Source organism: Desulfitobacterium sp. (assembly GCF_035539115.1).
GTDB lineage: Bacteria > Bacillota > Desulfitobacteriia > Desulfitobacteriales > Desulfitobacteriaceae > Desulfitobacterium_A.
Genome location: NZ_DATLJA010000106.1, coordinates 1 through 13,623, shown reverse-complemented (window position 1 = coordinate 13,623; position 13,623 = coordinate 1). Strand labels below are relative to the sequence as shown.

Sequence of the window (13,623 nt, the reverse complement as noted above, 5' to 3'; positions counted from 1 at the left end):
ACCTTCGGCACTAACACGACCGCTAAAATCCCAATTACCGCAATAACAATCATAAGTTCGATCAAGGTGAAACCACTGTCTTTTCTCCGTTTGACCATTTTTTGAACATCCATTTTAATTTCGTCCATGTTTTCACTCCTTCTATGTTCATTAATTCACTAAATGGAGATGAGTAATTAGTACTGTATTTTTATATGTATTAATCTTCGTGAAAATTGGACTTTTATCAAATTTAGGACTATAGACCTATTGACTCTCCTCATCTCAGGCTTTATTCTACAGGATTCGCTTCGAAACTTCAATCCTATTCTATAATAATTTCAATAAAACTTATATAAAATTTACCAAAAGATTTGATCTATTCCTCTAAAAATTCTACGCCTAACCCCATTTGCTCGACCGCTCTCCGCAAATCAGGCCACGTATCTAGAGTCGCCTGAAATAAGACTTCCCCGGTCACTTTATCAGTCGTCGTAACCACCCCAAGGTGACCTAACCCTTCCACAAGTTTAGCCAGCATTTGAATTTCGGAACGGGGTAAACGGGCTTTGACAAGTTTATCAGATTTGGCAAAAGGGATAATTCGCTCTGACATGTATTTTCCTCTTTTCTTCGTTTTACGGTCTACTTCACAGGAGTCGGTTTTCTTTTCTCACTTTGGCCTTTCTCAGAATACTAAATTCAGGTAAAGGCTGGGGTAATTCTAAGCGCAAGATTTGTTTCGCATGATTAGCTACATCCACTAATTCACCGTCGATATCCCACATCTGCTTCACCTCAAACGACCAGGGTTCTCCTTCAGTCGTGAGGACTTCGATCGTGTCCCCTTGTCTGAAATAGTTTCGCTGTTCGACCCAATAGCCGTTATCTGTATTAAGCGTTTCGAGGTCGGGGTTAGCCTGTTGTAAGTCTTCTGTGGATACTCCCACGCCCACAAAGTCATATTCCCGGATATAGTTTGAAGTCTCTAAATTATGCGCTTCGGCACCGGGTTTTCCAAAAAGAAAGCCTGCAGAATAATCACGGTGGCTTACTTTATCCATTTCCGCCAACCAAGCTGGAAGCTTAGCTTGGAAAGCTTCTTCGCCCTGTTCCCATAATGTATCAATCGCATCCCGATAAGCTTTTACATTACAAGACACATAGTGAACGCTCTTCATCCGTCCTTCAATTTTATAGCTGTCTACTTCTAAGGGTTCTAGGATAGGAAGATGCGGGAGTAGACAGAGATCATGAGAATTAAAAATATACGTTCCCCGCCCATCTTCCTCAATAGGGAAAACTTGGCCTGGGCGTTTTTCTTCCACCATGCCGTAACTCCAACGGCAAGGCTGTGTACATTCTCCATGGTTCGCATCGCGCCCAGTTAGGTAATTTGAGAGCAAACAACGGCCGGAATAGGACATGCACATCGCTCCGTGAACAAACATTTCGAGTTCTCCTGAAACATTTTTCCGGACCTTTTCAATCTCTTCCCCCGTCAGCTCGCGAGCGAGCACAATCCGCTCAATTCCTTGCTTGAGCCAAAAACGCATACTTTGTGAATTTGTATTATTCGCTTGAGTGCTTAAATGTAAGGGCAGTTTCGGAGCGACTTCCTGGGCTAAGGCAATAATTCCAGGGTCCGAGACAATTGCCGCATCGGCACCCCAGGACTCCAATTGTTGAAGATATTCAGTCATCCCCTCAAAATCTTCTTCATGTGCAAAGATGTTGACGGCAACATAAATCTTTCTTTCGGCCTGATGCGTATATTTAATCGCGCTTTCGAGTTCCTCTGGTCCAAAATTGCCTGCATAAGCACGAAGACCGTAGGATGATCCTCCGACATAAACGGCATCCGCCCCATAAGCCAGCGCATATTTTAGTTTTTCAAAGTCACCTGCTGGTGCTAATAATTCAGGCTTTTTTTGTATAGCCATACGTGTCTTCATCATTTCTAACCCCATTATCTTATAAAATTGAACCCCTTATTTATACCATTTTGTCGGAACTTTTTCCAGTTACCGAGCATATTATATCCTTGACTTCCTTATTCTTGTATTGTACAATGCATTTCAAATAGTAAAACAAACGATGAGAAGAAAGAGTAGTTCTTTATGAACTGGTTTAGCGAATCGGGAAGGGTGGAAGCCTGATGCAGTTTCTTTAGGATGAATGGCTCTTCGAGTTGCAATCTGAACACTTCCGTTAGTAGGTGATGCCGGGGGTTTCCCGTTACAGGAACAGGATATCGAGAAGACGCGCTCTCTAGTCACCCTAAGGATGATGAAAAGCAGCGGACTTACTCCGTATCTGGAAATGAGATATTGAACCTGTACCCTCTTTTAGGTTATGGTTCAATATGAACAAGGTGGCACCACGGAAATAAGCTTTCTGTCCTTGCAAGATAAACGCTTGCAAATGATAGAAGGTTTTTTTATTTGTCCAAAATCAAAAGATAGTGGAGGGATTTCTAATGGCAAAAACACAAAAGGGGTATTTCGGAGAATTTGGTGGGAGTTATGTTCCCCCGGAATTACAGACGGTCATGGACAAAATTGAAGATGCCTTCGAAACGTATAAAGATGACCCTGAATTCAACCGAGAATTAGACTACTATCTCCGCCAATACGTTGGACGCCCCAATCCGCTCTATTTTGCCGAAAAACTCACGCATAAATTAGGTGGAGCTAAGATCTATCTTAAACGTGAAGAACTCAATCATACTGGGGCACACAAAATCAACAATGCTATTGGTCAAGCCCTGATCGCTAAACGCATGGGGAAAACACGGATTATTGCCGAAACTGGCGCTGGGCAACACGGTGTTGCGACAGCCACTGCCTGTGCATTATTTGATTTGGAATGTGTCATTTATATGGGAGAGCACGACACCCACCGGCAAGCCCTGAACGTTTTTCGCATGGAAATTCTCGGTGCTAAAGTTGTCGCGGTGAACCACGGAGATGGAAGCATGAAAGAGGCGATCGATGAAGCGCTTGAAGACCTTGCCCAAAACTATGAAAACACCTTTTATCTGCTGGGTTCCGCAGTGGGTCCTCACCCCTACCCCTCGATCGTTAAACATTTTCAGGCAATCATTAGCAAGGAAGCTCGGGAGCAGATTTTACAAGCCGAAGGCCGTCTCCCGGATGCCGTGCTGGCCTGTGTCGGAGGAGGAAGTAATGCCATTGGAGCCTTTGCGAACTTTATGGATGACCCCTTCGTTCGACTGATTGGGGTTGAGCCCGCAGGCTTAGGGTTAGAAACAGGTAAACATGCAGCTCCCCTTGCTGCGGGTAAACCCGGCGTCATTCATGGTTTCCGTTGTTACGTGATGGAGGATGAAAATGGTGAACCTTTACCCACACACTCGATTTCCGCAGGGTTAGATTATCCCGGAGTTGGCCCAGAGCACAGCTATCTTAAAGACTCCGGGCGTGCAGAATATGTCAGCGTCACAGATCAAGAGGCACTCGACGCTTTTTATCTCCTTTCCCGTACGGAAGGAATTATCCCGGCCTTAGAAAGTGCACATGCGGTTGCCTATGTGAGCAAACTTGCACCGACCCTGAGTCCTGACGAGATTTTGATTATTAATATTTCAGGTCGGGGCGACAAGGATGTCAAACAAATCTTTGACATGAATCACAAATTGGCATAGCCCTAGATCAAACACGGCTTAATCCTGAGCAAGCGCTAATACAGAAAACTCGGCCAGCGCCAAGCCCTAGCGCAGACGATTGCCCTAGTTGCCTTATCCTGCCGTACCTAAATACTTGCATCGTAGGAAAATTAGCGTGTACCCGAGGTACACGCTAAGATTTAAAGCCCTATTTAATTAATGGTTTAATACGCTTATGCTCACTGGTATTTCTTCTGATTTTGCAAATGCTCAGAATAAGTTTTTGCAAAGGCGTGGTAGCCGTCCGATTTAGCCAAGTAATATAAGTAATCCGTCTTTTCCGGATGCAGAACCGCATCAAGGGAAGCATGGCCCGGACTGGCAATTGGTCCAGGCGGCAGCCCGGTATGGAGATAGGTATTATACGGCGAGGGGATCTGTAAATCCTTCTCATAGAGTTTCGGTTTTGGGGTACCCAGAATATATTGGATGGTCGCGTCAACTTGGAGGGGCATATTACTGGCAAGTCTGTTCATTAAGACGCCGGCAATGATTGGTCGATCCGTTTCCTTGACTGCTTCCTTTTCAACAATCGAGCTTAAATTAACCCACTCCCGAATCGATAAATTCATCCCCATAAGCTGATTTTCAACTTCTGGGGTGAGCTCTTTTTGGAACCTTTGGAGCATCAAATCAATAACTGCGTGTGGGGTTGCCGTTTTATCCAGAAAGTAGGTATCCGGAAATAAAAAGCCATCCAAACGGTGAGCATCTTGAGGAATGCCCTGCAAAAAAGCATAACTAAACGAATCTGTCGACAGGACCTTTGAATATTCTTCCTTCGTGCCGATTCCTTTTTGAACCAGAAGATTAACAATTTGCTCAGTTGTATATCCCTCAGGGATAGTCACCCGGATAGCCGCCACTTCCGGCCCTAAAAGTAATTTGCTGAGCATCTCTTGGGGACTCATTTTGGCAGAGAGAAAGTAATCCCCTGCGAAAAGTTTAGAATCGGCATGGAGTTGACCCGCTAAAAAGGTAAAAGCTTGGGCACTCCGAATTAAATGTCTCCGCTCTAATTCCGTTCCAACTTGACTGGCCGTCATTCCGGGAGTGATCGCAATCATCTCGGATGTATTCTCATTCGAATAAGAGTGAGTAGCCCAAGACCACCAAACGCCCCCGCTTATCACAGCGAGTGCTAGCAGGATAACAAAACCGATTATCCCCATCTTCAATTTCCGCATACCCACGCTCTCTTTCTTCTAGGAATTGTCAATCCGCCCCTACCCGTAATATCTTGTGCGTGGGGGCATATTCATCACGACTCAATAACTGTTTGCTCTCCGTCCCCGAGGCATCTTTCACGACCCGGTAAGTTTGAACTAAATATCCTTTGCATCCTGCCTGATCTTGGATGATTTTCCCTGGAGGAAGGTTCGGATCGAGACGCATGATCGTCTTAAAATCCATTTCTTTTTCAATCTGTTGCTCTAAACGAATAATCTTATCTGTTTTTTTACCATATAAACGGACCGTTAAAAATCCAGGTTTTACCTCGGTCCGGATATAAAGGAGAGAAGCAGTATTATTTTTAAATTTTAAGTCCAGATTCGGATAGTTTACGGTAGCATCCTGACCCATTGGAATATAGGAAATCACCACCGCATGAGGGTATCGCTCCACAATCGGCAGATTGGCAAGCACTACAGCACTATAAAGGGTTGACGAAACTTGACAGATTCCTCCACCAATTCCCTGGACATATTCGTTATTGATAATTATATAAGCATCTTTGTAACCTGTCTCAGCCGTTCTCGGCCCGATCGTTTGGTTAAAAGAAAGGGTTTCGCCCGGCATAAGTACGGTTTTATTGAGTTTATTCGCAGCTGCCGCTAAATTGGCCGACCGGTTCTGATCCTTAACATTAAACTGAGTCGTGTACTCCCCAATAATTCCATCAAAAGCTAAGGTTTGTATCTGTTCTGTGGTTTGTGTTGCTGGCACTTCCACAACGGGGATCTCCACTTGCTTTGGTAACGTAGCAAACGATTGGTTCTGGAGCTTGTCCAGAATAGCATCCACTTGAACAACTCGCCCCGGAACTGCAGGTTTGATAACAAACTGATCCTTTTCAATCGTGTAGGAGGCATCCACCGCCGCCCGATTTATTTGAGTTAATTTTTCCTGTAAAGCCTGATGTGCTTGAACTGAATCTATCTTTAAGACGCTGTCGATTTTTCGACCAGACCCCTGCCAAAGTTGATCCCAGACCTTATTAAACTCCAAAGTGATTCCCAATTCCTTAAGAGTGACAGAAACCTCAATTTTATTGTACACCAAGAGCATATTTTGCGCCAGTTTGTCCTCTTCCCAGTCCTTGATTTTCGTTTTGGCTTCCTGAACCGTGAGTCCCGATAATTCTAGACCATCAAGGAAGGTCCCATTCCTCAAACTGCTTTGGCTCTCACTCGAGGGGACTTGTGCAGAATCCAGATTCCCGGTGCTTGTTTTTCCCATGGTACATCCGGGAATGACCAGTAGTGATAAGCTCAATAGGAGTATAGCTATAATTCTCATATACACTCTGGCCCCCATATCATTAAAATGGATTCACCTTAATTATAATCTGCAATTTGAACGCAAATTATCGCTTGAAATAAGAAAAACTCGCTTAAATTTCAAGCGAGTTTTCCATTCATTATGATTGACTTTCTGTGGGATTATTCTTCTTCTTCCATGTTCTCCCAAGCATCAGCAACTTTTTCCCATTCCTCATCATCTTCGATGTCGAGTAACATTTCATTGCCTTCTGGATCATGGCCAAGTTTCAAAATAATAGCCTCATCTGTGTCTTCTTCTTCTTCAGACTCTTCCTCTGTGACCGGCAAGAGCACGAAATACGTGGATCCTTCAACTTCTAGGGTGTCCAAATGAAGAAATTCATGATCGTGACCCTCATCATCCGTTAGGATAACTGTGTCAAACTCTTCGGTATCTTGCTCATGCTCATGCTCGTGATCGTGATCATGATCGTGATCGTGATCATGGTCGTGGTCGTGATCGTGGTGATGGTCAGTCATTTAATTCACCTCTTATCAAAGATAGTGTAATTTTACTCCTAGAGGTAATGATTGTCAAACTTTCCGCAGACGATGATCGAGATACCCTTGCAAGATAAAAACTGCCGCCATTTTGTCGATAACCTTCTTACGTTTCGCCCGCGAAACATCGGCCTCGATTAAGGAACGCTGAGCTGCAACTGTGCTGAGTCGCTCGTCCCAGAGTTTCACCGGGAGTTGGAAACTATCCTGCAAAAGCGCGGAAAACTCTTCTGATAGTTGTGCCCTCGGCCCCAAAGTTCCATTCATATTTTTAGGATAACCAAGAACAATTTCTTGAACATCATATTCGGCAATCAATTCGGCTAATTCCTCAATCTCACGCTTGGAGCGGCGAATCGTCTTAATTCCCTGCGCTGTCCAGAGCAGTTCATCGCTTATCGCCACGCCAATTGTTTTTTGTCCAAAGTCTAATCCCATAATCCGCATCGCAGCACATCCTTTCATTTTAAGTTTCTTGCAAGCAGAGTTACGTTACAGACGCTCGAACGGACGCTCGCAGACCAAGCTAGGGGCATAACTGCTGATGCAAGCTGCGGGCTGGTCGCGTGTTTTCGCCATCCTTGGCACCCGCGACACTTGACACGTCCTGTGTCATCGCCCTCCAATTCGCCTTCCCGATAGTCTCCAGTGGAGAGTATCGCACTTGTTTGGCTCACGGTCGGCGAGTCACGACCTTCGCCGTTGAGCTACTTTTTGGGCAGGCGGCTTGGGCGAAACCCGATCCTACGCCGGTAAGCAATTTTCTGAGGCATGCGGCTTGGCCAAAACTCTCCACCGGAGAATTTTGTCACCGGAGGCTTTCGTGTGTGACTCGTCCCTCTAAAGCAGGAGCAGTTTTGCCCAAGCTTGGTTCCTGCTCGCGCAAAGTCCTCGCTTACTGTACTCGTATCTTGCTTCGAAGAATAACTTCGTGCACGACTTTCTGGAATTGCTTGAGCAAGAAACCCAACAAGCTACCAAGAAATATAAGACCTGAAAGCATAGCTTTTCGTGCAGGAATGAACGATTTCTTCGGAGGGGCGTTGAGACAAACGAAGCTTTTGAGGCTTAGCGGCGCCAGTGGACTTGGCCATGGATAGCCTGATGTCGCGGGCGCAATGGACGCGCAGGAGCGACGCACATACAGAACGAGGTTTGGCAGAGCTGCCTCGGAAGCAAGTGAGTCAGCCCCGGAGATGCTGAGTGAACGGATGCGCGAAAAGCTACAGTTCCCGCAATCTTCCCCAACGCTATAAAGCGCCAATATGAACTTCTAAACAATCTTCAAACAGAAATGTGGGCAAACCCGTCCACAATACCCACAAAGGACGCAGGCTTTTGGGTCAACCTCAGCCTGTTCTCCTCTACCTTCTCTTTGCACCGTCATCGAAAGTGCTCCTTGCGGGCAAGTTTCCACACAACGTCCGCACCCTTGGCACCAGTCAGCAATGTAAAGTTTGCGTTCTCGGTATTTGACGTTTTGCCGCAAATTCTCGGAAATTTCTTTACCTTCAATAAAGTTAAGGTTAAAATCCACTTCCTCCTTGCTCGACATCCCCAGGGCCATACCCTGAATCCCGGGAATACTTCGAACAAAATTAAGTGATTCTTCGGGCTTCGTAGCCAGATGTCCACCACCGAAGACCTTCATAGCATACATCCCAAGTCCCATCTCGGCAGCAAAGGCAATTGCCGAAAGCATCTCCGGCAAAGTTCCATCAATGATCCCAATGCCTTCCTGGTTGATGATCGGATGAATGACGTCTAGGCCTGGCTGAAGCGCTCCTGCTCTGACCCCGGCAACGGCATGGGTCGAGATTCCGATGCCTCGAACGATTCCCTTTTCTTTCGCCTTTAAAAGTTCTTCCCACGCTTCATGATGGCCTTTTAATGTAAAAGCACTTTCCTGTTCATGCAAAAGGAAGAAATCTAGGACATCCCGATTTAGCCCTTTACGCGCTTTCTCTATACTTTGAATCATTTCTTGACCCGTGACGGCATAGGATTTGCTAATGACTCGCACCTCTGGGAAACCTTGGAGGGCCATTTTAATTTGGTCATAATTTGCATAAATCTCAGCCGTATCCAGCCAGTTTACTCCCCGTTCAAAGGCATAGCGCATGACTTCTACCCCTTCTTCAGAGGTTACACGCCCTTGTAAAGGTGAAACCGCTAAGCTGCCAAAACACACTTCCGAGACCATCGGGCCATTCCAACCCAATTTAACCTGTTGCATAAAAACACCCCTCACCTGCGGCTAATGATAACTAAAGCCCCCACAACTTTGGCTGTGAGGGCTTCTGTTGAAATTCTACTTTTCTAGGTATGAGCGAACAAGTTCCTCTAATAATTCGTAGCGTTCCAATTTGCGAATTTGGGAGCGCGCTTGATTATAACTGGTGATGTAAACAGGATCTCCTGACATAAGGTACCCCACCAATTGGTTGATCGGGTCATACCCTTTCTCTTGTAAGGCAGCATAAACCTGTTCCAAAATGTCACGAGGTGAGGCTTCCCCTCCTTGAGATCTAAACATCATCGTTTCTTCCATATGTTCGTCCATGAGCGTTCCCCCCTTCGCAATCGACTCTACGGACTTATCTTCTTTATCTTCTTTATCTTCTTTATCTTCTAGAGAAGTATTCTCTCTTCGGCACAATTATCCTCTATTTTTTGAGGAAACTTTGGATAATCCTCGGGACTTGGTCCAAAGCCTCGCCAAGTTTGGAAGGATCTTTACCACCCGCTTGGGCCATGTCAGGTCGGCCGCCTCCGCTTCCTCCGGTGACTTTCGCGACTTCTTTAATAATCTGCCCCGCATGTAAACCCTTTAAACCTGTCGGATTTACAACTGTGACCCAATTGACTTTCCCTTCAACTGCAGCACCTAGTATAATAACCCCAGATTTTAATTTATCGCGTAGCAAATCCGCCATTTGGCGTAGAGCATCCATATCGGTCGCATGAACTGAAGCCGCTAGAACAGGCACTCCTGCAACCTCTTTCACCCGTTGTAATAACCCTTCAACTTCTGACTTCGCCATTTTGGCTGTCTGTTGTTGGAGTTCTCTTTCAAAATCGTGCACTTGAACCACAAGCCCTTGAACCCGTTTCGTGAGATCAGCAGGCTGAGCTTTAAGAAGTTGTGCGAGTTCAAGCATTTCCGCATCAAGCTCCCGGACATAGTTTAGGCTCGCAAGACCAGCAACTGCTTCAATCCGTCGCAGTCCAGCACCGATTCCACCCTCTGAGAGAATTTTGACAAGACCAATATCACCCGTTGCTCGGACATGCGTCCCTCCACAAAGTTCTTTCGAATAGTCTCCCATTGAGACGACACGCACAACCTCGCCATACTTTTCGCCGAAGAGAGCCGTGGCTCCGCTTCCTTTCGCTTCTTCAATTCCCATTTGGGCCGTGGAAACCGGAAGATTTGCCAAAATGGCCTGGTTCAGTTGGTCTTCAACCTTCCGTATTTCCTCCTCGGTTAAGGCATGGAAATGCGTAAAATCAAAGCGGAGATGTTCCGGCGTCACTAAGGAACCCGCTTGTTGGACATGCTCTCCCAAAACGGAACGCAAGGCCGCTTGGAGAAGGTGAGTAGCACTATGATGGCGAGCTGTTGCTTTTCTTGCCTCCTGATCAAGCACTGCATCCGCAGTTTCGCCGGTATGCAGAATTCCTTGGGTCACGACGAGCTTATGATAATACGTTCCAGTGACACCTTTTTTAACTTCAAGGAGCTTCGCTTCGGCACGAACCGTCCGGAGAATTCCCTGGTCACCAGTTTGTCCACCGCTTTCGGCATAGAAGGGAGTTTGAGATAAAAAGCAGAGCACTTCATCCCCTTCCGCTGCTTCCGTCACTTCTTCGCCGTTAAGGAACAAGGCTTCAATCTTCACGCTTTCCTCAAGAATTTCGTAGCCATCAAATTGAGTCGTACCCAGTGATTTCGCTCTTTCAGCAATCGCTGGGCTTTCCTGGACAGCTCTCATCTGTTGGGATTGTTCCTTGGCCAAGCGACGATGTTCTTCGGCCGCTACCTCGTAATTCGCCATATCGACGGATAATCCTTGCTCAACCAACATCTCTTCCGTCAGTTCAACCGGAAAACCGTAAGTTTCATACAAATAGAAAGCGTCTGCTCCACTTAAAACTGTCTCTCCCGCTTCCTGTAGGGACTTCACTCTATCTTGAATAATCTGAGTTCCTTGTTCCAAAGTCGCTTGGAAATTCATTTCCTCCAAGCGCAGATGATTCAAGATAAAGTTTTCATTCTCTTTGAGTTCAGGATAATGATGGGCATAGTCCCTTTGAATGATTTTAAAGACGGGCTCAAGGAATGATTTTTCAATTCCCAGCAAACGCGCATAACGAATCGCCCGCCGTAAAATCCGCCGGAGAACATACCCTCTTCCATCACTGCCGGGTCGGATTCCATCCGAAAGCATGAAGGAAACAGCACGGGTGTGGTCAGCGACAACTTTTAAAGCCATATCCGTCTTTGGATTGACATGATACTCAACCCCGGCAATTTCCGCGACTTTATCGATAATCGGACGGAAAAGGTCAGTATCAAAGTTAGTCGGGACCCCTTGCATAACCGCAGCAATCCGTTCGAGCCCCATCCCAGTATCAATATTCTTTTTCGGGAGCGGGGTCAGCATTCCATTTTCATCCCGGTTATACTGCATAAATACTAAGTTCCAGATTTCCAAGAATCGATCACAATCACAACCTACTGCACAATCCGGCTTCCCGCAACCACGCTCCACGCCGAGATCCACATACAGTTCTGAACAATAGCCACACGGACCCACTGGCCCTGCCGCCCAGAGATTCTCCGGATCGTTCAGAATTCGCTCCGCTTGGACTCCGGCTTTGTCGATCCAAAGTTGTCTGGCTTCCTCATCCTCAGGATGGACGGTAATCCAGAGCTTTTCAACGGGAATTTTTAAGACTTCGGTAACATATTCCCAAGCCCAAGGGATTACTTCTTCCTTAAAATAATCGCCAAAGGAAAAGTTTCCCAGCATTTCAAAAAAAGTATGATGTCGAGCCGTCTTCCCTACAACTTCGAGGTCAGGTGTCCGGACACATTTTTGAGCCGTTGTTGCCCGTAAGAACGGGGGCTCAACCTTGCGCATAAAATAGGGTTTAAATGGGACCATCCCAGCGACGGTTAAAAGAAGCGTCGGATCATCTTTCGGAATCAGGGATGCGCTGGGCAAAATCTTATGCCCCTTCGATTCAAAAAACTTGAGAAACATTTCGCGCAGTTCGTTGCCAGTATACATATTTAACCTCCCTATCAACATTAAAAAAAGATTAACAAAAGAAAATTAAAGAAAACTTGGCTTGCGCCAAGCCTCTGGCGTAGGCGGAAGCCTTAGTTGCACTAATGCTATCTGCCCAAAACTTATACTTTCTGTTAGTATAAATAAAACCCGCCCCCTGATCAGGGACGGGATCTTACCGTGGTACCACCCTGCTTACCAAGCCAGAGATTTGAAGTCGAGACCAGAATTCAGAAGCCTGAAATCACCTTTCACCCACTGGAGCCTCTCTGAGAAAGGGAGAAATACTACTTGTTTCTTCATTCGTTTATGTAAAAGTATAGCGGAACTCAGGGCAACTTGTCAACTGACGGAGCTACCTTAAGCTCTTCTTCCTGACTTTGCAATTCCGGTGAGACCAGTCGGAAATATATATGTCTTAAAATGACTCTGAGCACGGCGGCAAATGGTACGGAGAGTAGCATTCCCCAGAAGCCAACAAGTTCTCCCCCCGCTAATAGAACAAATACAATCAATAAGGGATGGAGTCCCACACTATCTCCCATGAGTTTGGGTGATATCAGGTCGCTTTCCAGTTGTTGCACAATAATAATCACGATCGCGATCTTTAATCCCATAACCGGAGATTTGGTTAACCCAAGCAAAACTGAGGGCACAGCCCCGATCACAGGGCCAAAGTAGGGAATTAAATCAAATACGCCGCAAATTAAACCAATCAAAAGTGCATAATCCATCCCAATGATCTTAACTCCAATACCTGTAAGGATGCCCACAATCACTGCCACGATCAAATCTCCCCTTACGAAGCGCCGCACAACATGATTAATATCTTGGAGTAATCGTTGCCACTCCAACCGCCACTTTTGAGGAACAAGGCGCAGGCACCCTTGATTTAACCGTTTCCAATCGGCTAAAAAATAGATCGCTAAAACAGGTGAAAGGACAAACATGCTAAGAGAAGCCAACATTTCCGGCAGCGTTTGAAGGAAGGCCTGCAAGCGCTCAGCTAGAAACACTTCCCCTCGTCCGAGATGTCCGTCCAGAACTTGAGCGACTTGGTTTGGCAGCCCTGACGAACGAAAGTTGGCGCGAAAGCTCTGGATGGATTGATCTAAGGAATGCATCGTCGTGGGTAAGATCAAGGCGAGTTTAGACAGTTCACTATAAAGGCTTGGTAAGATCAGAAAAAGAGTTGAGCCTAGAAGAAAAATAATCCCGCTAAAGACCCAGGCAATAGCCCACCGACGTCCGATTCCTCGCTTTTCCAAGCTCTCGACCACGGGGCTTAATAAATAAGCAAGCGCAAACGCCAGTAAAAACGGTCCGAGCACAGGTTTCACTAACACGAACAGGATAAGTCCTAAGATAAAGACAAAGGAGACGAAAAGCCAACGCCAACTTTCCTTTCTCAAAACGAGCTCCTCCTTTTTAAAGGATAGAATAAAGAAAACCCGGCTTTCGCCGAGCTTCAGCGATAAAGAAAACTTGGCTAGCACCAAGCCCTAGCGAAGGTGGTAGCCCTAGTTACCTTATCCTGCCGGACTTAACCACTTGCATCGTAGGATAAAGAAAACTTGGCTAGCACCAAGCCCTAGCGAAGGTGGTAGCCCTAGTT

Annotated in this window: 13 protein-coding genes; 1 reads left to right on the top strand and 12 read right to left on the bottom strand. The window is 46.1% G+C overall.

The window, feature by feature from the left end; translation table 11 throughout:
- The 3 genes from VM640_RS16490 to VM640_RS16480 all read right to left on the bottom strand — a co-directional run.
- Positions 1–98 (bottom strand): type IV pilin protein (locus tag VM640_RS16490; protein WP_325394200.1); only part of this gene is annotated, 98 nt, incomplete at its 3' end.
- A 260-nt stretch (positions 99–358) separates the two neighbouring features.
- Positions 359–595, bottom strand: coding sequence for a DUF4911 domain-containing protein (locus VM640_RS16485; protein ID WP_325394194.1), 237 nt, complete (start codon positions 593–595; stop codon positions 359–361).
- Positions 596–629: 34 nt separating this feature from the next.
- Complete coding sequence (locus VM640_RS16480) at positions 630–1,934, bottom strand: peptidase U32 family protein (RefSeq protein WP_325394198.1); 1,305 nt, start codon at positions 1,932–1,934, stop codon at positions 630–632.
- 524 nt (positions 1,935–2,458) lie between these two features.
- Here VM640_RS16480 and trpB point away from each other — a divergent pair.
- Positions 2,459–3,646, top strand: coding sequence for a tryptophan synthase subunit beta (trpB, locus tag VM640_RS16475; RefSeq protein ID WP_325394192.1), 1,188 nt, complete (start codon positions 2,459–2,461; stop codon positions 3,644–3,646).
- A gap of 200 nt (positions 3,647–3,846) precedes the next feature.
- On the opposite strand, the gene mltG is transcribed toward trpB, so the two are convergent.
- The 9 genes from mltG to VM640_RS16430 form a co-directional block, all read right to left on the bottom strand.
- On the bottom strand, positions 3,847–4,854 hold the full coding sequence (mltG, locus tag VM640_RS16470) for an endolytic transglycosylase MltG (protein WP_325394190.1): 1,008 nt from the start codon (positions 4,852–4,854) through the stop codon (positions 3,847–3,849).
- A 28-nt stretch (positions 4,855–4,882) separates the two neighbouring features.
- Complete coding sequence (locus tag VM640_RS16465) at positions 4,883–6,187, bottom strand: VanW family protein (protein ID WP_414648022.1); 1,305 nt, start codon at positions 6,185–6,187, stop codon at positions 4,883–4,885.
- A gap of 143 nt (positions 6,188–6,330) precedes the next feature.
- Positions 6,331–6,690 (bottom strand): DUF1292 domain-containing protein, encoded by a 360-nt coding sequence (locus VM640_RS16460; protein WP_325394186.1) that lies wholly within the window; start codon positions 6,688–6,690, stop codon positions 6,331–6,333.
- Positions 6,691–6,744: 54 nt separating this feature from the next.
- Complete coding sequence (gene ruvX / locus VM640_RS16455; protein WP_325394196.1) at positions 6,745–7,158, bottom strand: Holliday junction resolvase RuvX; 414 nt, start codon at positions 7,156–7,158, stop codon at positions 6,745–6,747.
- Positions 7,159–7,172: 14 nt separating this feature from the next.
- On the bottom strand, positions 7,173–7,388 hold the full coding sequence (locus VM640_RS16450; protein WP_325394184.1) for a hypothetical protein: 216 nt from the start codon (positions 7,386–7,388) through the stop codon (positions 7,173–7,175).
- 596 nt (positions 7,389–7,984) lie between these two features.
- Positions 7,985–8,947, bottom strand: coding sequence for an aldo/keto reductase (locus tag VM640_RS16445; RefSeq protein ID WP_325394182.1), 963 nt, complete (start codon positions 8,945–8,947; stop codon positions 7,985–7,987).
- A 75-nt stretch (positions 8,948–9,022) separates the two neighbouring features.
- Positions 9,023–9,274 (bottom strand): IreB family regulatory phosphoprotein, encoded by a 252-nt coding sequence (locus VM640_RS16440; protein WP_325394180.1) that lies wholly within the window; start codon positions 9,272–9,274, stop codon positions 9,023–9,025.
- A 103-nt stretch (positions 9,275–9,377) separates the two neighbouring features.
- On the bottom strand, positions 9,378–12,008 hold the full coding sequence (gene alaS / locus VM640_RS16435) for an alanine--tRNA ligase (RefSeq protein ID WP_325394178.1): 2,631 nt from the start codon (positions 12,006–12,008) through the stop codon (positions 9,378–9,380).
- A gap of 329 nt (positions 12,009–12,337) precedes the next feature.
- Entirely contained in the window at positions 12,338–13,420 is a 1,083-nt protein-coding gene (locus VM640_RS16430; protein ID WP_325394176.1) for an AI-2E family transporter, read from the bottom strand.
- Positions 13,421–13,623 lie beyond the last annotated feature (203 nt).

Coding starts and splice junctions, on each gene's coding strand:
- VM640_RS16485 (WP_325394194.1), bottom strand. CDS start 595: ATGTCAGAGCGAATTATCCCTTTTGCCAAATCTGATAAACTTGTCAAA.
- mltG (WP_325394190.1), bottom strand. CDS start 4,854: ATGCGGAAATTGAAGATGGGGATAATCGGTTTTGTTATCCTGCTAGCA.
- VM640_RS16460 (WP_325394186.1), bottom strand. CDS start 6,690: ATGACTGACCATCACCACGATCACGACCACGACCATGATCACGATCAC.
- VM640_RS16465 (WP_414648022.1), bottom strand. CDS start 6,187: ATGAGAATTATAGCTATACTCCTATTGAGCTTATCACTACTGGTCATT.
- trpB (WP_325394192.1), top strand. CDS start 2,459: ATGGCAAAAACACAAAAGGGGTATTTCGGAGAATTTGGTGGGAGTTAT.
- VM640_RS16440 (WP_325394180.1), bottom strand. CDS start 9,274: ATGGACGAACATATGGAAGAAACGATGATGTTTAGATCTCAAGGAGGG.
- alaS (WP_325394178.1), bottom strand. CDS start 12,008: ATGTATACTGGCAACGAACTGCGCGAAATGTTTCTCAAGTTTTTTGAA.
- VM640_RS16445 (WP_325394182.1), bottom strand. CDS start 8,947: ATGCAACAGGTTAAATTGGGTTGGAATGGCCCGATGGTCTCGGAAGTG.
- ruvX (WP_325394196.1), bottom strand. CDS start 7,158: ATGCGGATTATGGGATTAGACTTTGGACAAAAAACAATTGGCGTGGCG.
- VM640_RS16480 (WP_325394198.1), bottom strand. CDS start 1,934: ATGAAGACACGTATGGCTATACAAAAAAAGCCTGAATTATTAGCACCA.